Origin of the sequence: Bacillus cereus, from assembly GCF_025917685.1 — a bacterium.
GTDB classification, from domain to species: Bacteria; Bacillota; Bacilli; order Bacillales; family Bacillaceae_G; genus Bacillus_A; species Bacillus_A cereus_AT.
Genome location: NZ_CP089518.1, coordinates 3,055,130 through 3,073,467, shown reverse-complemented (window position 1 = coordinate 3,073,467; position 18,338 = coordinate 3,055,130). Strand labels below are relative to the sequence as shown.

Below are 18,338 nucleotides of genomic sequence, written 5' to 3'. Positions count from 1 at the left end.
GGTCTTTTTTTTGCTTAATGAATGGTGTGAAGCCTTAGCTTTATGAGAATGTGACGGTACCTCATTTATTAATGTTACTTGATAAGTAGAGAAATGGGAGGAAATTTTGATGTAAGAATGTTCTTGTCCTCTTTTTTTATATTAATCTTGAAAATAAAAAGCTTTAGGACTGTGCAGAGCTTTTTCTACCTCTTTTTGTGTGAGAATAGGATTAAGAATTGCTGGTACTATAGGAAGCATTAGATCATTTTCTTCGTTACTATGACCTTTAGGATCATTTGGACAACGAGGTGATGTGCTTTCTCCATCTGCTAATCTATTTCCTCCGACAAAAAATAAACCAATCCATTCGTTAACTCCTTGAGTATATGGGAGTAAATGGTTTGGAGTTTCTAGTTTAAAACAGTCAATTTTATCTGCGAAATATTCTTCATTGAACAACTTGTGTAAGTTGTATATTATTAATAAATGTAGCTTGTACACTTTTTGTAACGGTATTTACAGAATTTTTTTATAATATAATCATGTGAAGTTAACATAACTTATTAATAGTATATATTTGCGTAGAATATCCATTTTAAGGTTTTGAAGTACCCCCCTAAATGAAAATTTTATTTCTCTAAAGTTAGTTACTTAGTGAAGTCTGCTCATTTTTTTCGTATTAGGGAAGAATGTACTTTTTAACTTGATGGGTATGGGGTAGTACACCTTTTAGCAAAACCGGAGTGGGAATGATGAGTATAAATAGTTTTGTGGGATTGATAAAGGACGAATTATTAAAAGAGGTAAGCATAAGAAGTGAGGAGGAATTCGAGCCTGTAGTAGTTAAAGATATTCCTAGACTTTGGAAGTGTTTAGGGACAGGTAATTATGCCGCAGTATTTATGCACAAAGAATACAAAGATTGGGTAGTGAAAGTTTACGCGCGAGAAGGAGAAGGAATTGAAAAAGAGTCAGAAGTATACCGAAGAATCGGAAATCATCCTTCTTATTCGAAGCTTATATATAAAGGAGAAAATTTCATAGTATTGAAACGTTTAAAAGAAATTACCTTATACGATGCTATTCATAAGGGGATTAAAATTCCTAAGCAGGTAATCCTTGATATCAATGAAGCTATAGAGTATGCAAGGGAGCAAGGATTAACTCCTTGTGATGTTCACGGGAAAAATGTGATGATGGAAAACGGAAGGGGATATGTAGTCGATGTATCTGATTTCTTAAAAACAAAAGAAGATAGTAAGTGGAGAGACCTAGAAAAGGCATATTTTACATTTTATTTGCCTTTCATTTATAAATTACCTTTCCCTGTTAAAATACCGTATTTCATGTTAAACATTGTTAGACGTTCATATAGAAAATATAAGAAGCTTAAAAAGAAATTCAAATTGTAAAAGGACCGTACATTTTAGATATGTCTAATATGTACGGTCCTAATTTTATAACTTCATGAAGTTATTTATAAAATGATTGTAACATCTATAATACTGATATTATTACTATGAGAAGTAAAATTTATTGTTTTAATAGAATATATCATTTCAGTACATTACATTTTAAACATATAGGTGTACTATGGTTTTGAACAAATCACAATAATGGATTAGAAGGGGAATAAACTATGTAAACAGACTCAATTGAGTATTAAAATTTCAATCTAATTTACCTTTGCATAGATGCAGGTATCAGTTAGTTGTTTGCCGTCAGCTGCAAAATCTTCATTACGTAATATCCCTTCAAGTTCAAAGCCTAGTTTTTCAGGGATCGCACGACTTTTCGTGTTATTAGATTCACATCGTATTTCAATCCTTCTAAATTTGAATAACTGAAATCCAAGGTTTGTTAAAGCACTTACTGTTTCTGTCATATATCCACTGCCACTAAATTGTGTGTTAATCCAGTATCCAATTTCACATTTAGAAACCTTCCAATTAATTCGGTGAAGGCTAGCCGTTCCAACGAAATCATTCGTCTCCTTATTATAGATAAGATAGCGAAAGCTTTCTCTTTTCAAAAAATCTATATGCGCATTTCTCAGGAGAATTTCCGTTTCTTCAACAGTAGGAATTGACTGGAATAAAGACAACCATTGCTTTAATTCATGAATTGAATCTTTAATAGCTTCATGTACTACATTCCCTTCACCAGCTGGAAGTGGTGCTCGAAGAATGAGTCTGTCTGTTTCTATTTGTAACGGAACATCTAATAAAATAGGATTCATATCATTTCTCCTCTCGAAAACTTTAAATTATGACAGAATGAAACTTATATAGTAAAAAAACTTTCACCCAAAAGAAATAATTCTTGCGGACGAGAGTTGCAATTTCGTGGTACCACCTCAGTTGGTTGATATGTCACTATATCAATCTCTTCGGATACGTTACTATAATACATAAATTAAAAAACACCCTAACTCACTAACAGGAGATCCTGTCACAGCATCACTATAAGTTATTATAGAACCGTGCGAAGCTCCTAGTCTTTCTTCATTAAGAACTTGATATGCAGCAATACAGTAAAGCTTATCTCCCATAAAGGGCCTCCTGAAAATTAGTAAACAATAAATATATATTCAATTAATCACTTAGAAATCCCTTTTCACATATTGAAAACTAAAATGCCAGTTGGTACGAAAAAATGGCTACCGAAACAGCCTTAGGTTATTCAACTAATGCATGCGTTAGTTGAATAAGGAATTATTATTTTTCATCTATTGGCTTCCAATTTTTATCTTTTGCATAATGGGGTAGTACTCCTACTAGAAAAATTGTCTCCGCGTGAACGTGAAGAACTTAAAAAATTTAAAAAAGAAGCAATGGAAGAACCACCGGATTTCTTTGAATATATTCAGTCTACCGAAAAAGATAATAAATGATACATAATGCCTCCAACAGAATATTTATCAAATTGATAACATATGTATCTCTTTCAGTTTTCACAGAAATTGTAATAATATAAGTATATGCATATAGAAGGGGAGGCAAAATTTAATAAGTTGAACATGAATGATATTACTGGCGATGTAAAAGAAGCCCGTAAATCTTTAGATGATCTTAAGGCTTGGATACAACAATCTGACCTATTAAAATCTCAAAAGGATTTTGTTGATACGTTACCTGAAAAAGAAGCAAGTATCTCTAAACTAGAGGAAAGTAAAAAATAAAGAAAAGAGGTTGCCCGAAAATAACTATTCAGCGAATTTTGGGACAACCTCTTCTTTTGGGTGTATACTTTCAAGAAAATTTAGAATAAAATAAAAATAATCATCTACCTATTATTCACTAATGAAAAGAAAAAGGGGGAGCGAAATGCACTTGAAGTATGGGAAGCATATTAATATATTATCTATTATTCTAACTGTGTTCTCTTTTTTCGCAATTGTAAGTATCTCTACCTGGTTGAGTGAATATTCAATTCCCAACATTTCTAAAATGCTTATGGTAACAATGTTGAGTGCATTTATTCTTGGAATTATAGGGTTTAGACAAGAGAAAAGCGCACTAGCGATTATAATTATGGGAATATGTGCCTTTGCTCTAGTCGTTCTATATATTTATGCGGTTATAAATTTTCTTGAGCATTAAACACTATGAAAAAGAAACGAACATTTTTGTTCGTTTCTTTTTTGGGGGATGATTATTATAAAATAGCCTCTTCTAATGATTAAGTGCTGAATCCAAGAATTGATTTTTTGGGTGTTATTTTCATGATTTTTTACAATGATATATGGAACTCCTTGTACGTTAAAGGAATTATACTCTTCTTTTCCTTCTGGGGTATTAGGGGTACCACCCCATTGCTATCAAGTTAAAAAATCTGTTGTTCCGCAAAACGAAAAAATGAGCTGAACTCTTATAGACAGCTGTGGAAGGATAAAATTTTTGCTTTGGAGGTATTTCAAAACCTTAAGTTGATGGGCATGGGGTACTGCCACATTGCTATCAACCTAAGAAAAGCAAATACCCCAAAACGAAAAAATTGACACCTCCAGGAGAAAATGTACATTTTTTGTTTTGGGGCGTTATAAAACTCTTAATTTGATGGGTATGTATGGTGAACCCTTCAAACACAATTATAGCTTAACTTAGTATTATTAGAGTGATCAGAAAGTTTCTTCATATCTTCTAAAGGGGCTTTTATAGTTTTCACAATACATTGGCTTTATGTTAACAAAAGGTACTTTCATTTACATCGTCAAGATTTATGCTGAATATGATACTCTTTTTGAGCTAATAAAACGAGCGAAAGTCCTCCAATTAACAACATCACAATCAATGAAATGATTCCAATCCAATGGAAATGCTCCCAAAAATAACCGCTAAATGCTCCAATAAAACTTGAACCTAGATAATAAAATAATAAATACAATGCTGCCGCCTGCGCTTTATTCACTTCTGCATATTTTTCAATCGAAGCACTAGCAATAGAGTGACTTCCAAAAAAACCAAATGTAAAAATAGATAACCCAATTATTTTTATAATAAGATTAGGTACAAGTGTTACTATCGCTCCTATCATCATAATCGTAATAGAAACCATAAGTATAAAGCTTCTCCCGTGCAAATCTGCTTGCTTGCTCATAAATACAGAACTAAATGTTCCCATCAGATATACAATAAATAAAAATCCAATGAACGTTTGACTTAACGAATAGGGAGGCTCTTCTAATAAAAAACCAATATAATTGTACAATGTTACAAAACTCCCCATTAATGTAAATCCTAGAAAAATAGTCGCTACCAATTGTTTGTTTTTGAAATGTACTGCATAAGCATTCCACATAGATTGAAAGTTAACCGTTTGTTTCTTAGAATTCAGAGGATTTGGTAATGTACGCCAAAATAGGATACTACAAATGACTGTAATAATACCAAGCAATCCTAATGCAATTCTCCATGATGATATATCTGTTACAATTCCAATAAAAATACGACCTGTCATGCCTCCTATCGCATTTCCACAAATGTACAGCCCCATAACCTTTCCTAGTCCGCTTGGCTCAAATTCTTCCCCAATATAAGTCATTGCAATAGACGGTAGACCTGCTATACATAATCCAAGTGCTCCTCTTAACAAAACGAGCATAGTAAAACTCGGGCTAAATGCTGTCAATACTCCGATAATAGATGTTAAAAACATCGATACTACCATAATCCGTTTCCGACCAATTACATCTGAAATTGTTGCTACAATGAGCATCATTATAGCCATTATCCCTGTTGTAATAGATAATGTTATGCTCGCTGCTGGTGCGGAAATCCCAAAATCTTTTGCTAATATAGGTAGTAGTGGTTGCGTTGCATATAATGAAGCAAACGTAACAAACCCGCCAAGAAACAATGCTATGCTAGCATTTGTATATGTCTTTGTTCCTTTTTGGATATAAGTCATTGTAATCTCCCCTTTTTCTATCAAAACTGCACTCTTTATGTTACGCTTCCTTTATCTATGTGTCTAATTTATAATTCACATCATATTGATAACCAAAATGCATAATAGGGAGATGAATATATGGAATGGCATCAAATTGAAAATTTCGTTGCTGTAGCACAGCACAAACATTTCACAAAAGCTGCAAAAGAACGACTAATTTCTCAACCGGCCCTTAGCCGTTCAATTTTAAAATTGGAAGAAGAACTACATGTTCCTTTATTCATTAGAGAAGGGAAAAACGTCCGCTTAACAAGATACGGGGAGATGTTTCTAAAACGAGCGAAACAAGCACAAAACGCATTACATACTGGAATAGCAGAAATCCAAGAGACGATTTCTCCTGAAAGCGGAGAAATCTCAATTGCTTTTTTACATACATTAGGTACTCGTCCAATCCCTGAAATTATCGCGGATTATAAGAAGCTCTATCCAAACGTTACATTTCAAATGTATCAAGGGGCAAACATTCACCTTTTAGAAAAAGTAAAAGAAGGATTAGCAGACATATGCTTAACTTCTCCGCCGATCTTACACGAGCAAATTGAATGGACAAGGTTAAACGTAGAACCGCTGTATCTCACTGTTTCAAAAAATCATCCATTCGCTCAGAAAAAACATATATCATTTAAAGAATTAGAGAATGAAGAATTTATTTGTTTTAAGGAAGGATACGGCCTTCGCTATATATTCGATCAAATGTGCGAAACGCTTCAAGTTTATCCAAAAATTACGTTTATGGGAGAAGAAATCGCAACAATTTTAGGCTTTGTAGCCACTGGATTAGGCATAGCTATATTACCTAAAGTAAATGAATTCGATCAATCCCATCTACATTTTCTAGAAATTACTGATTATCCATGTGAACGAACCATCGCGTTAGCTACAGCACGTAATCACTATTTATCTCCTGCTGCAAGAACATTTAAAGAATTTATTATCGAACATTTCCAAGAATATATTTCCTAATATTTCAAGGCGTAAATTCTCATTTAGTTGTGTTACTACATACAAAGAACTGCTCTTTATAGTATATAAGAGCAGTTAATTTTTTTAAAATGATGCCTATCTGGAGTAGCGTCCCACATCCATCAACTTAAGAAATTGGTAGTTCCCCGAAACGAAAAAAATAAGCCGGATTCTATAACTAACTGTAAAGGGTAAAATTTTCGTTTTGAGGTGATTCCCAATCCTTAGCTTGATAGCGATGGGGTACCGCCAACAAAACACAAATTTCGTACGCTACAACAGCGTAAAGATTTTATGCTGCACGTAAAAAACGGATTAGTGAGAGCTAATAATCTGCGGGGGGATGGGCACCCCCGCGAATTTAAGTTTCACTTTATAAAAAAGTAAGGATCGGTCGGTACTGCTTGTTATTTGGCTATTACTTTTCCATCCATTCCTTTCAAGTAGTGGAACCGACATATTAGTTCATATGTACCGGGAGTTTCAGGTTTTACGGTAATTGTAATTTCTTTTCCTGACGGGACTTCTACGTCAATTCCGAGCTTTTTCACCGTAAAGGTATGTTCTCTATTGCCTTTGTTTTTTAATAGCAACGTTGTCGTTTTCCCAACCGGAACAGTGATGGTACTCGGATTAAAGTAATCATCATTCAATTCAACCTCAACAGGCTGTCTCACAGCGTCGGATTCGGCAAATACACGGAGCGAACCTAAAGTAGCTATAACTACAATCATCGCAAGTGAAATGATTAATCCAGTTAATAGCTTTTTTACAGACATTCGCAATCCCTCCTTTCCTAAGCACTAGTGTTTTCAAATTTATAAAATATTATCACAATAAATAGGGTTTAGGCGTGGCTCACATAGTAATTCTTTCGGTAACTTCTAATAACCAAGTGATAACTGGAATAGGATTTGTGTAAATAAAAAAAGCTTCCACTACTGTGGAAGCTTTTCCAAATGATGTGCAATATCAATATACATATTGGAATAAACCGAATGGATTTCATTACTAGGCGCAGCGTTAGAAGAGAAGTGGACAATTACCATATTTGCTTTCGGATCGATGTAAAGCGTTTGTCCGTAACTGCCTAACACTTCGAAAGCATCTTGTTCATTGTGCGGAATCCACCATTGATTATGATAAGAAATAGAAGCGCCATCGCCGATTGCAAGTTCACCTTCTTGTACATTTTTCACACTTTCTGTTATAGAAGAAGGGATGATTTGCTTTCCATTATATTGCCCGTTATTTAATAATAGTTGACCGAATCTCGCCATATCTCTAGCAGTTGCATTTAAACCAGCACTTGCTTGTTCTACTTCTGTTTCATCTGTTACGTAATAAGCATTTTCTTCCATACCAATTTGAGACCAAATTCGTTCGCTTACATTTTCAGCTAACGATTTACCAGTGATTGTTCGAATAACCCAAGCGAGTGTTTCAGTTGATCCGTTATTGTAAGAAAAAGCTGAACCAGGCGGTGCGGTTTCTTCTGCTTCTAGTAACATATCATAAATTTTCATTGGCCCCTCGTAATTTTTACCTCGGGGTAAAATATTACTAGCTAAATATAATTGAGCATCTTGATTTTCTAGTCCTGGCTGCATATATCCGTGAGTAGGGTACTCTGCAGAAACTTGCATGTCCATTAATTGCTGAAGTGTTGCTTTGCCGAACGGTGTATTTTTTAATTCTTTTATGTAAGTATCAGCTGTTTTCTTTACATCAATACGATTTTCATCAGCGAGAGATTGTATGATTGCACCAGTAAACACTTTTGCTAACGATGCCATTCCGTGAGGCTCGCTTTCGTTATATTCATTGAAATATCGTTCATAAACAAGTTGTCCATTATGTACAAGGACAAAAGCATCTGTTTTGTTTTTATCTAAAAGTTTCTTTAAAGGAGTCGTATTTCCAAATCCACGTTCAATTGCAAAATCGTCTAAGTTTTGTAACGCGGTAGGGAAGTGAGCAATTTGGTCAGGATTGTTTTTTACTTCATTAATTAAAGTAAATTCTTTCATATGTGTATACGACCAACGTAAGTATGGATCACTTAACCAATTTTCCTTAGTGACATTATCTTTAGTTGGAGTTGCTTTATTATTTTTAAAAAAAGTAAATCCAAGCCCTGTAACTACGAATAGTAATATTAATAGCAATAATAGCAGGGGAGATTTCTTTACATTCATGTATGTACCTCCTTTAGTTTCTATCATAAGTATACGCTCGTCTTGAAAGAAACACAAAATAAGGAAAGTAAACAGAGGAGTTTACTTTCCTTATTAACGTTACGCGGATATTTGTCCGTCTGTACGTTGCTTTTTGAATTTTTGTTTTCGTCCGTGTAATCCATAATATAGAAGTAAAGTGAACGCAACGATAATAGCTGCGATGAAATACATATTATGATAACTTGATTTGGCAGCGACTATTCCTAAAATGAAAGAACCGAAGCCAATACCACTATCGAAGAACGAGAAGTAAGTAGCTGTCGCAGAACCACGTCGATGGTTTGGAGCTGCAGAAATCGCAATCGTTTGGAAACTTGGAATTAATGTTCCGTAACCTAAACCGATTAGCATACCTGCGCCAAGGAACCAAAATGAAGTTTGCGCTTGGCTTAAAATGAACATCCCAATTGTGAAAATAATGATAGCTGGATAAATAAGTACATTTTCACCGAAACGATCAAAGATTTTTCCTGTGAATGGACGAGAAATTACAACAACAAGTGCGTATAGAATAAAGAAGTAACTTGCAATTTCGCTTAAACCGAGCTCTTTTGCATAAATAGGAATAAAGGATAAAATACCACTATAAGAAAAGGCTAAAACAAATCCTGTTAGAGCGATCGGAATAGAAGATGGTTCAATTAAGTCTTTCCATTTCATTTTTTCTCGTCTTTGTTTGTTTACTGGTTTTTCATGTGGAATATTGACTAGTAATCCTAATAAAAATGCGAGTAATGAAAATACTGAACAAACGATAAATAGTACAGTAAATGAAAAATGAGAAATAATTGTTAAACCTAAAAAAGGACCAATTACCATCGGTAGACTCATAAATACGCCGTAATAAGCAAGTGCTTCGCCGCGTCTATGAGCTGGTGCTACATCAGTTACAATTGTTCCAGTTGCTGTCGTTGCCATTCCGAATCCAATACCGTGTAAGAAGCGAAGGGCAAGTAATAAAAATAAACTTTGCGTACCGAAATACATAACAGTAGCGGCTAAAAATAGTGAAAGTGAAATAAATAATATTTTTTTTCTTCCTAAATCATCGAGCCATTTTCCTGTGAATGGTCTACATAAAACAGATGAAATAAGAAAAACAGTTGCAACTAAACCAATTTCCTCAGGTTTTCCTTTTAGGCCGTCTATAACATAGACAGGCAGAGTAGTCATAAGCATGTAAAACGTTAAAAAGAGAAACAGACTACTAAAACAAGTTCCGAGGAAATCCTTCGTCCAAAGTTTTTCACTTTGCATCGTCATCCCTCCATATTAATGATCTAAATTTTTGATAATTTGTTGTAACAATTGAAAAGCTTCATGTAAGTCTTCTGCTTTAATACCTTCTAGCGTCTTTTCTTCAAAGGCATCAACTTCTTCTTGCCATACTGGAATCATTTCTATTGCTGTTTCCGATAAGGAAATGAGCTTCTCGCGGCGGTCTTTTCCTTCAGTACGAATAATCCAGCCCATCGTTTCCATGCGTGTTAACGTACGAGTCATCGTTGGTGATTCAACATTTAAATATTGGCATAACTCTGTTTGGGTGCAAGATCCAGTTTGATTAATGCGGAATATAACAGCCCATTGCGCACTAAATAATCCAGTTGGAGATACGCGTTCATTGAATTTCTTCGTAAATTTACGAGAAGTTTGACTTACAATGTGAAAAAAATGTTGTTTTTCGTCCATGTATTTTGATCCTTTCAAATTAGTTACCTAGCTAACTATATCCTTTTTCATAATAATTGTCTAGTAATAGACATGTAGTTTTATGTTAAATTTTCGTATAGATTTTATATTGAGAACGTATATTCTGTATGGTATTCTTTAATTAAGTAAAGAATTTTCTTTCTATTAAAAAGAATGGGGGAACTTGTGATGATTAAGCCTGCAACAATGGAGTTTGTTTCATTATCGAATGGAGAAACGATTGCATATCAAGAAGTTGGAAGGCAAAATGAAGAAATACTCGTACTCATTCATGGGAATATGACATCGTCACAACACTTTGATTTAGTTATTGAGAAACTGCAAGATCAATATCATATTTACGCAATTGATTTAAGAGGATTTGGACAATCAACTTATAATAAGTCGATAGATTCACTACAAGACTTTGCAGGAGATGTAAAACTATTTATCAATCAATTAAAACTAGAGAAATTTTCATTAATGGGCTGGTCAATGGGTGGTGGTGTTGCGATGGAATTTACAGCGAATCATCCAACGTTTGTCGAAAAGTTAATTTTAGTAGAATCAGTAGGAATGAAGGGCTATCCAATCTTTAAAAAAGATATTAACGGGCAACCGATCGTAACAAGTCTATTAAAAACGAAAGAAGAAATCGCGCAAGATCCCGTACAAATTGCACCAGTGCTAGATGCGATAAAAAATATGAATAAAGTATACTACCGTACAGTGTGGAATCTATTAATATATACACATAATCAACCTAAACCGGATCGTTATGAAAAGTATTTAGATGATATGTTAACGCAACGTAATTTCGTAGATGTGAATTATGCGCTCATTACATTTAATATTTCGGATGAACATAATGGGGTTGTAGAGGGAAATAAGCAAATTCATCGTATTAAAGCTCCGACACTCGTCATACAAGGTGATAGAGATTATGTCGTACCGCAAGTAGTGGGTGAGGAGTTAGCGAAACATTTGCCGAATGCAGAATTAAAATTGTTAGAAGATTGCGGTCATTCACCGTTTATTGATTGTTTAGATGTATTTATAAAACATGTTGAGGATTGGTTAGAAGGTAAGTAGGTTGAGGAAGAAGTTAGATGAAATGTATCTAGCTTCTTTTTTGTGGGAAAACCAAAATTATTTCAGCCACTAGTTCTTTCTTATTCGATAGTAAACAATATATAATGAGTGTGGTGAATTACAAAAGGGAGAGATAAGGGATGTCAATGCGTTTTACATTTTGGATTATGGTTGGGATTGTAGCAATCTCGGGTTTATCACAAGGCATGCTATTACCTGCCATTGCAATGATTTTTGAACAAGAAGGGGTTAGTTCAAGTATTAATGGTATTCATGCGACGGCATTATACATTGGGATATTATTTATTTCACCGTTTCTTGAAAAACCGATGCAAAAGTTTGGAATGAAGCCAATTATCGTGATTGGTGGGTTTCTCGTTATTATTTCATTATTCTTTTTTACACAAACCTTTTCATTCTGGGTATGGTTCGTTCTTAGATTTCTAGTTGGAGTCGGAGATCATATGCTTCATGTTGGAACGCAAACATGGATTACGACAACATCGGACCCGAGTAAAATAGGTAGACAAGTATCGATATACGGTGTATTCTTCGGAATTGGTTTCGCCGTTGGTCCGTATTTAGCGAGTACTGTTCAGTACGGTCTTGCAACACCATTTATCGTATCTACTATACTTTGTTTAATTGGCTGGCTTTTACTACTACCAACGAAAAATGCATTTCCAGCACAAGATGAGGCGAAAACTGAGAGTGAATCATCCTTTTCTCGTTATAAACAAGTCGTTGGATTAGCTTGGATTGCACTTATTGGTCCACTTGCATATGGTGTACTTGAAGCGATGTTAAATAGTAATTTGCCAGTATACGCACTTCGCAAAGGATGGTCTGTATCGGAAGTTTCCTTCTTATTACCAGCATTCGCAGTTGGAGGTATTATTACACAAATCCCGCTCGGTATGTTAAGTGATAAATACGGAAGAGATCGTATTTTAACGTGGATGTTCAGCGTAAGTACTGGCATTTTCCTACTTGCAGCAGTATTTGATCAATATTACTGGATTGTCTTTGCCTGTATGCTTCTAGCTGGTATGGTAATTGGATCATGCTTCTCATTAGGTCTTGGATTTATGACAGATTTATTACCGAGACACTTACTACCAGCAGGAAATATATTATCTGGAATTGCCTTTAGTTTAGGAAGTATTATGGGTCCTGTATTAGGAGGCGTATTTATAGAAAAAATACAGTATACAAGCTTTTTTATTGCGGTTATGATTATAATGGGTATTCTCGCAATGTTATATATTATTTACATGAAAAATCAATTCGCATCAAGAAAAATAGAAAGTAGGTTAGGGCATGACAAAACAACCTAATAAGAAAAAATTTGAAGTACTAGAAAATGAAACAATTACAGAGTGCTTGGCACGCATGGAACAAGAAGGATACGCACCATCTCGTCGCATGGAAGAGCCAATCTTTCATGAAGTAAAGAAAGACGGGAAAACAGAAGTTGAACCGTGTGGTAGAAAAATTGTTTTTGAGGGGAAATTGAAGTAATACAAATAACAAATTCTCATTATCGTATAGAGCCATCCAATTCAGTCTTTGTGAGTTGGATGGCTTATTTTTTTATTGACCAATGAAGGAATAGGAAGATGAGGAATTGAATAGAATGAATGGATATTTTCTAGGAAGAACGAAAAGAAACTAGTTGGCCGGACATGGATTGGAGAGCGAATATAATAAATTAAAACTAAAAATTTGCAGGGAAAATAGGTGAATTAGCCGAGTGCTCGTTAATCCGTATTCCATCAATTTTGTCGTCTAGAAGAAAATTGTAATATCAAAAAGCATACTATAAATACGTATCATTTTTTTGTGTTCGGTGCGGAATGGCAAGTAAATACAACCGCAACTTTAAATCTTTCTGGAAGAGCAGAATTATACTAGATTTGTATTTTAGTTAGTTCGAATTTGATCGCTTAAGCGAGGTGGAGTTCAAAATATGGAAGTAAATCAAAATCAGCGAATCCTCTATGCGGTTTTTGAGGATGAAATTCAATTGCCGGTGCTGGATATCACTCATCCCCTTTTTAATGAAAGTATTGATGAACAGGCGTATCATTTGAATTGTCTCAAATCAGCCCGGAGCATTGAATCGTTAAAAAAGATGCCTAGCTTTATTCAAAATATCTTTGTGAAAATGTCGAATGTTGATGATTCTTATCTTAGCGGTATGCGTACTTTACTGTACAAACTAGGCCCTGGTTTAAGTAAGGGGATAAAATTAGGCTTTCGGGACAAGTGGGCGGTGAAGCAAACTTCTTTTATGGGACTTCGGATTAGGCTGAGGGATCTTTGCAGACACCAATCGGAAATTTTGTTGTCTCAGCTTAAGCAATTCCCTGAACGGGGGCTTTGTTTTTTTAATATAGCTGGTGGTGCTGCTACGGACAGTATCAATACTTTGATTTTAATACAGGAATCAGACCCGGAATTACTTAAGGGACGAAAGATTGAGATTAATATTTTAGATATTGATACTTACGGCCCTAATTTCGCAAAAAGGTGTATGGATGTCTTGAAGCAGCAGGGGGAACGATTCTATGGTCTTGATATAACTCTTAATACAATTCATTATAACTGGAGCCAACCGGATTCATTATTAACAATGAGTTTGGAACATTCGGGTTGGATTCAGCTCTGTTCATCGGAAGGGGGGCTTTTCGAGTATGGTTCGGATTCAGATATCATTGAGAATTTAAACCGTTTCTTTGAAAATTCCCCAGCGGATGCCCGTGTCACGGGTTCATTAATTTTCGACCGAGCGCATGTAAATCCGGGATACCTTGGATTTACGGAGTTTATTGGTGTGCAAATTAGGTATCTTGGATTGGAAGGGTTACAGAAGATTTTAAATCAAACTTCGTGGGTATTAGAAGAATCGCATGAAATTGAAAAAATTTATATTCTATTTTCGTTGAAGAAAGCGTGAAATTATATTGAAATGATTGGATGAGGGGTTGGTACCAATTTCGGTACTACCTCTATTTTTTTTTGCGGAAATTCATAGAAAACAAACGGGGAATTATGTATTTATTGTTTTTGCTAAAAATTATGTGCAATTCAGAGTACGATACATATAAAATGCCATTTCCTTTTGCATTTCTCCTAATTGGCTTCTTTATATAGGGCGTAGAAAAGATTGCTACTTTTTTTGTATATTGGTAAAATAAGTTCTTGGGTCTTACTTGTTTTTATCGGTATAATATTTGTCGCTTAACGTAAAGAAATTAGTTACAAAGATTCATAATATTTAAAGGGGGTACAGCAAACGATCCCCTCTTTTTGGAGCCACTCACGAACGTAAAGCAAGAGAAGAGGCTATATGAACTATTCTCCTATCTTGTTTAGATTAAATCAGTTACTGCAATTGGAACAGGTATATGAAACTCAATATCTGGAGGATTGATTAGAATCTAGTCGACATCCTGATGGATCATGTTTCTCTAGCAATCTATCAATTCTGATGGAATTGATAGATTGCTAGAGAATGGAAAATGATTATCCGTATATTCCGAAGCTGATGTAACAAAGTGTCCTTCCATAATTAAGGGTAAAACCAAAATACGTTGTTTTAAAGAATGATTTGTTAGAACTGGTTATAAGTAATAAAACAGAAAAGAGGATCACATGTTAGATACTTTACAAAGAAGTAAAAAGTTTTTTTTATTATGTCTTATTTTTTTAGTGATTTTAACCGCTTGTGATAATACAGATGTTAAGACATCTAAAGCTTCATTACCACCGGCACAATCAAATACAGATAAATCATTAAAAACACCGAATTGGGTAGATAAAAGTCCTATCCAACAGTCTCCTAATTTTACGGAAGATAAAAAAGTAAAATCGGTTGTGAATTTATTAGCAACGGGTGATAATTTATACCATGACGCAGTAATTAAAGATGGCAAACAAAAAGACGGTTCATATGATTATAACTATATTTATGAAAATATCAAAAAAGCTGTTAAATCAAGTGATCTTGCTATAGTGAACCAGGAGACCCCGATTGCAGGAAATAATTTAAAAGTACAGGGATATCCTACTTTCAATACACCTGAAGAAGTGGGTCAATCTCTAGTGGATACTGGATTCAATATAGTGACTCAAGCGACAAATCACGCTATGGATATGGGTATTAAAGGTGTTGCGAATACAAGAGAATACTGGAAGAAATATCCGGATGTTATCCCGGTAGGCATTAATGAGAGTCAAAACGAGCGCAATGAAATAAAAACGATTACAAAAAATGGGATTCGTTTTGCGTTACTTAATTATACATATGGTACGAATGGAATTAAAATTCCAGCTGATAAGTCTTGGGCATTAAATTTAATTGATAAAAAAGCGATACAAAATGATGTGGAAAAGGCAAAGAGTAGTTCTGATATGGTGATTGTTATGGTGCATTGGGGAGTTGAATATACCTCTACACCTTCAAACCAACAAAAAGAAGTTGCTCAATATTTAACAGATTTAGGTGTAGATGTAGTAATTGGAAATCATCCACATGTAATTCAACCAGTTGAGTGGAAACAAAATAAAGATGGACATCAAACGCTAATCTATTATTCTCTTGGAAACCTTATTTCTGCTCAAGAAAAATTAGAAACATTGATTGGAGGACTATCGTATATACAATTTGTCAAGTATGAAGATGAAACTTTTGGTATACGACAAGCTGCAGTTGTACCGACAGTAACCGACTATGCTGATGGTAAGAAACATTTTAAAATTCAATTTTTAAAAGATTATTCGGATGAAAATTCTAAAAATCATGGGATTAAAGAATTTGTCGGCCCCGTTTCTTTGAAGGATTTCAAGGATATTCCTAAAGATGTGTTGGGAAATTGGTATAAAGACTAATAAACAAAAAGGGAATGAGATACAATTAAAAAATTTATAATTTTAGCATTGGTATTGGCATTGGGATGGAGCCTTGCTGCTTGTAGTGGAAAACAAACATCTCAGGAAACTACTAATAATAACGATAAAAATAAAAATGAGATAAATGCGAAGAAAAAAGATGTTTTACCTATCTCTGATCCTAATGATTGGAGAATTATTCTTGTAAATAGAGACCATATGTTATCAAAGGAACTAGGAATTGAATTAACAAGTATCACCCAAAATGCTAAGCCAAATATGAAAATAGATAGTAGAATTGCAACTTCCTATCAGGATATGGTAGCAGCTGCAAAAAAAGAGGGAATCAATCTTTATTTAAGATCAGGTTATCGAGCTATAAAATTACAACAAACGTATTATGATGCTTCAGTTAAAAGCTATAAATCTCAAGGTTTGTCGGATAAAGAGGCTAGTGCTAAGGCATTGGAATATCTTCAGTATCCTGGCGCAAGTGAACATCATACTGGATTAGCATTAGACATTATTTCAGTTGAATGGCAGAATACTGTAGAAGATTTAAATGCAAAATTTGAAACTACCGATGCATTCAAATGGTTAGATAAGAATGCTGCAGAGTATGGATTTATTCTCCGCTATCCGAAAGATAAAGAGAATATTACTGGCATTAAGTATGAGCCATGGCACTATCGTTATGTAGGAAAAGAAGTTGCTGTTTATCTAAAAGAAAAAGGGTTAACTTTAGAAGAATATAGCGAAAAAATTAAGTCTGGCAAGTAAAAATATGCTTTAATTCTATTAAACATTATGCACTGCCACAGGAAAAGGTGGATCTGAGGATGTGTTAACCTTCCGCCTAGTATTGTAAAAACTGTGTATGATAATTTGAGTACGTATGAACCAGTAATCGTGTGGAACGATGTATGTATCAAGAAATTAAATTTATAAAAGAAGCAGTGAAAAAGGATCTGATATTCATATCAGATCCTTTTTCATTCGCAACATAGAATACTTGCTTAACTAGGTCTTAAAGACTGTCTGCTTTTCAGGTACTACAATAGTAACCTCGCTTTTTTATTTTGGATGTTCGTTTTTCTTAGCTTGATAGACATGTGGAGATAGCTCAAACAATGCGATTAGCAGTGTTTTTTGTTAGCATGATTTGTGCACTGGATGTTTACTATTGCTTTCAGTTCAACAATAAAGAATTCCGCAATAGATGACAGAACGTATATTTGGTATAATGGGAATATACTACGTAAAATAATGCACATGTGTTATAAAATTTATGTAAAGAGGTAAGGACTACATAACAATAACTAAATGTAAAAGTTCTAGTACATATAGGATTCAGTTCATGTTAAGCAAATTCGTTATGAGAAAGGAAAAGATGTAATGAATCAAATTTCATTTGAAGATTTATTTGAAGACGAAAAAGAAAATAAACAAGAAAAGGTAGAGGTAGCCGAGATACCTGAACCTTTATCACCATTGCAAAAAGATATATTAGAATTAATGAATGCCGAAGAAATAAGTGCACTGGAGCTATGCGAACAATTAATACGAGCTGGTAAAATATCAGATGAAAGATTCACAACGAATAAGCCAAAAGCATATGGACAAGTATGCTTACTATTAGAAGGTTTTGTGACGGAAGGGAAGCTTACTTTTATCAAGAATGATGAGAAAAGAGATAGGGTATATAAAGTGAAACTTTAATCAGCGGGGGGCATCCCCCACTGATTATTATCCCGCACCAATCGGGCGTTAATGCGGGATAAAATGAAAGAAGAAGTTTCTAACATATAAGTTGTACAGGGTATAGTAAAGAAATAAGAATGAAGCATCATTAAGCATGTAAAGAAAAGTTAAAGTTATGTAGGGACTAGGTTTAAATGGCCTAGTCCTTTATATAAGTGGGAAATGTAAAAAATATTTTTTATTCGGCTTTTTCTTCGCGCTGTCATGTTATCTTTTAATAAAGCAATAAATGAAACTAAAACTTAATCATGTGAGGTTAGT

General features: G+C 34.3%; 19 protein-coding genes. 11 read left to right on the top strand and 8 right to left on the bottom strand.

Annotation, left to right across the window (positions count from 1 at the left end; all coding sequences use genetic code 11):
* Nucleotides 1-141: 141 nt before the first annotated feature.
* The gene (locus LUS72_RS15935; RefSeq protein WP_240523206.1) at nt 142-441 is read right to left on the bottom strand and encodes a hypothetical protein; all 300 of its coding nucleotides are present in this window, start codon (nt 439-441) and stop codon (nt 142-144) included.
* Nucleotides 442-734: 293 nt separating this feature from the next.
* Between LUS72_RS15935 and LUS72_RS15930 the strand changes: the two genes are divergently transcribed.
* The gene (locus LUS72_RS15930) at nt 735-1,394 is read left to right on the top strand and encodes a protein kinase family protein (protein WP_097833158.1); all 660 of its coding nucleotides are present in this window, start codon (nt 735-737) and stop codon (nt 1,392-1,394) included.
* 263 nt (nt 1,395-1,657) lie between these two features.
* On the opposite strand, the gene LUS72_RS15925 is transcribed toward LUS72_RS15930, so the two are convergent.
* Nucleotides 1,658-2,221, bottom strand: coding sequence for a GNAT family N-acetyltransferase (locus LUS72_RS15925; protein ID WP_097833157.1), 564 nt, complete (start codon nt 2,219-2,221; stop codon nt 1,658-1,660).
* Between the two features lie 162 nt (nt 2,222-2,383).
* Nucleotides 2,384-2,533, bottom strand: coding sequence for a hypothetical protein (locus LUS72_RS15920; RefSeq protein WP_170961028.1), 150 nt, complete (start codon nt 2,531-2,533; stop codon nt 2,384-2,386).
* A gap of 429 nt (nt 2,534-2,962) precedes the next feature.
* Between LUS72_RS15920 and LUS72_RS15915 the strand changes: the two genes are divergently transcribed.
* Both LUS72_RS15915 and LUS72_RS15910 read left to right on the top strand, forming a co-directional pair.
* Nucleotides 2,963-3,163 carry a hypothetical protein gene (locus LUS72_RS15915; protein ID WP_306475231.1) on the top strand — a complete coding sequence of 67 codons (201 nt, stop codon included), beginning with the start codon at nt 2,963-2,965 and terminating at the stop codon, nt 3,161-3,163.
* Between the two features lie 145 nt (nt 3,164-3,308).
* A complete protein-coding gene (locus LUS72_RS15910; RefSeq protein WP_097833156.1) occupies nt 3,309-3,584 on the top strand; it encodes a hypothetical protein in 276 nt (91 codons plus the stop codon).
* A 610-nt stretch (nt 3,585-4,194) separates the two neighbouring features.
* On the opposite strand, the gene LUS72_RS15905 is transcribed toward LUS72_RS15910, so the two are convergent.
* Nucleotides 4,195-5,391 (bottom strand): MFS transporter, encoded by a 1,197-nt coding sequence (locus tag LUS72_RS15905; protein ID WP_264447150.1) that lies wholly within the window; start codon nt 5,389-5,391, stop codon nt 4,195-4,197.
* A gap of 120 nt (nt 5,392-5,511) precedes the next feature.
* Between LUS72_RS15905 and LUS72_RS15900 the strand changes: the two genes are divergently transcribed.
* Nucleotides 5,512-6,399: a LysR family transcriptional regulator gene (locus LUS72_RS15900; RefSeq protein WP_264447148.1), complete on the top strand. Its 888-nt coding sequence runs from the start codon at nt 5,512-5,514 to the stop codon at nt 6,397-6,399.
* Between the two features lie 407 nt (nt 6,400-6,806).
* Here the strand turns inward: LUS72_RS15900 and LUS72_RS15895 are convergent, their stop codons facing one another.
* The 4 genes from LUS72_RS15895 to LUS72_RS15880 form a co-directional block, all read right to left on the bottom strand.
* Nucleotides 6,807-7,178, bottom strand: coding sequence for a cupredoxin domain-containing protein (locus LUS72_RS15895; protein ID WP_097830340.1), 372 nt, complete (start codon nt 7,176-7,178; stop codon nt 6,807-6,809).
* 159 nt (nt 7,179-7,337) lie between these two features.
* The gene (locus LUS72_RS15890; RefSeq protein ID WP_097830339.1) at nt 7,338-8,597 is read right to left on the bottom strand and encodes a serine hydrolase domain-containing protein; all 1,260 of its coding nucleotides are present in this window, start codon (nt 8,595-8,597) and stop codon (nt 7,338-7,340) included.
* 99 nt (nt 8,598-8,696) lie between these two features.
* Nucleotides 8,697-9,896: an MFS transporter gene (locus tag LUS72_RS15885; protein ID WP_264447144.1), complete on the bottom strand. Its 1,200-nt coding sequence runs from the start codon at nt 9,894-9,896 to the stop codon at nt 8,697-8,699.
* 15 nt (nt 9,897-9,911) lie between these two features.
* Entirely contained in the window at nt 9,912-10,331 is a 420-nt protein-coding gene (locus LUS72_RS15880; protein ID WP_141533425.1) for a MarR family winged helix-turn-helix transcriptional regulator, read from the bottom strand.
* A 174-nt stretch (nt 10,332-10,505) separates the two neighbouring features.
* Between LUS72_RS15880 and LUS72_RS15875 the strand changes: the two genes are divergently transcribed.
* The 7 genes from LUS72_RS15875 (at nt 10,506) to LUS72_RS15845 (ending at nt 18,035) form a co-directional block, all read left to right on the top strand.
* Entirely contained in the window at nt 10,506-11,423 is a 918-nt protein-coding gene (locus tag LUS72_RS15875) for an intracellular short-chain-length polyhydroxyalkanoate depolymerase (RefSeq protein WP_264447141.1), read from the top strand.
* A 140-nt stretch (nt 11,424-11,563) separates the two neighbouring features.
* Nucleotides 11,564-12,760 (top strand): MFS transporter, encoded by a 1,197-nt coding sequence (locus LUS72_RS15870; protein ID WP_264447139.1) that lies wholly within the window; start codon nt 11,564-11,566, stop codon nt 12,758-12,760.
* Nucleotides 12,744-12,944 carry an NETI motif-containing protein gene (locus tag LUS72_RS15865; RefSeq protein WP_097830334.1) on the top strand — a complete coding sequence of 67 codons (201 nt, stop codon included), beginning with the start codon at nt 12,744-12,746 and terminating at the stop codon, nt 12,942-12,944. Before LUS72_RS15870 ends, LUS72_RS15865 begins: the two co-directional genes overlap by 17 nt.
* Nucleotides 12,945-13,392: 448 nt before the next feature.
* Entirely contained in the window at nt 13,393-14,382 is a 990-nt protein-coding gene (locus LUS72_RS15860) for a hypothetical protein (protein ID WP_264447137.1), read from the top strand.
* Nucleotides 14,383-15,080: 698 nt separating this feature from the next.
* Nucleotides 15,081-16,316: a CapA family protein gene (locus tag LUS72_RS15855; RefSeq protein WP_097830332.1), complete on the top strand. Its 1,236-nt coding sequence runs from the start codon at nt 15,081-15,083 to the stop codon at nt 16,314-16,316.
* 48 nt (nt 16,317-16,364) lie between these two features.
* Nucleotides 16,365-17,096, top strand: coding sequence for a M15 family metallopeptidase (locus LUS72_RS15850; RefSeq protein ID WP_097830331.1), 732 nt, complete (start codon nt 16,365-16,367; stop codon nt 17,094-17,096).
* A gap of 615 nt (nt 17,097-17,711) precedes the next feature.
* Nucleotides 17,712-18,035: a DUF3895 domain-containing protein gene (locus LUS72_RS15845; RefSeq protein ID WP_097830330.1), complete on the top strand. Its 324-nt coding sequence runs from the start codon at nt 17,712-17,714 to the stop codon at nt 18,033-18,035.
* Nucleotides 18,036-18,338 lie beyond the last annotated feature (303 nt).

What these genes read in the sequence shown, in the direction of transcription:
- LUS72_RS15920 (WP_170961028.1), bottom strand. Translation starts at nt 2,533, where the DNA reads ATGGGAGATAAGCTTTACTGTATTGCTGCATATCAAGTTCTTAATGAA.
- LUS72_RS15855 (WP_097830332.1), top strand. Translation starts at nt 15,081, where the DNA reads ATGTTAGATACTTTACAAAGAAGTAAAAAGTTTTTTTTATTATGTCTT.
- LUS72_RS15845 (WP_097830330.1), top strand. Translation starts at nt 17,712, where the DNA reads ATGAATCAAATTTCATTTGAAGATTTATTTGAAGACGAAAAAGAAAAT.
- LUS72_RS15915 (WP_306475231.1), top strand. Translation starts at nt 2,963, where the DNA reads ATGCATATAGAAGGGGAGGCAAAATTTAATAAGTTGAACATGAATGAT.
- LUS72_RS15870 (WP_264447139.1), top strand. Translation starts at nt 11,564, where the DNA reads ATGTCAATGCGTTTTACATTTTGGATTATGGTTGGGATTGTAGCAATC.
- LUS72_RS15865 (WP_097830334.1), top strand. Translation starts at nt 12,744, where the DNA reads ATGACAAAACAACCTAATAAGAAAAAATTTGAAGTACTAGAAAATGAA.
- LUS72_RS15925 (WP_097833157.1), bottom strand. Translation starts at nt 2,221, where the DNA reads ATGAATCCTATTTTATTAGATGTTCCGTTACAAATAGAAACAGACAGA.
- LUS72_RS15875 (WP_264447141.1), top strand. Translation starts at nt 10,506, where the DNA reads ATGGGGGAACTTGTGATGATTAAGCCTGCAACAATGGAGTTTGTTTCA.
- LUS72_RS15905 (WP_264447150.1), bottom strand. Translation starts at nt 5,391, where the DNA reads ATGACTTATATCCAAAAAGGAACAAAGACATATACAAATGCTAGCATA.
- LUS72_RS15860 (WP_264447137.1), top strand. Translation starts at nt 13,393, where the DNA reads ATGGAAGTAAATCAAAATCAGCGAATCCTCTATGCGGTTTTTGAGGAT.
- LUS72_RS15890 (WP_097830339.1), bottom strand. Translation starts at nt 8,597, where the DNA reads ATGAATGTAAAGAAATCTCCCCTGCTATTATTGCTATTAATATTACTA.
- LUS72_RS15930 (WP_097833158.1), top strand. Translation starts at nt 735, where the DNA reads ATGAGTATAAATAGTTTTGTGGGATTGATAAAGGACGAATTATTAAAA.
- LUS72_RS15895 (WP_097830340.1), bottom strand. Translation starts at nt 7,178, where the DNA reads ATGTCTGTAAAAAAGCTATTAACTGGATTAATCATTTCACTTGCGATG.
- LUS72_RS15880 (WP_141533425.1), bottom strand. Translation starts at nt 10,331, where the DNA reads ATGGACGAAAAACAACATTTTTTTCACATTGTAAGTCAAACTTCTCGT.
- LUS72_RS15885 (WP_264447144.1), bottom strand. Translation starts at nt 9,896, where the DNA reads ATGCAAAGTGAAAAACTTTGGACGAAGGATTTCCTCGGAACTTGTTTT.
- LUS72_RS15910 (WP_097833156.1), top strand. Translation starts at nt 3,309, where the DNA reads ATGCACTTGAAGTATGGGAAGCATATTAATATATTATCTATTATTCTA.
- LUS72_RS15900 (WP_264447148.1), top strand. Translation starts at nt 5,512, where the DNA reads ATGGAATGGCATCAAATTGAAAATTTCGTTGCTGTAGCACAGCACAAA.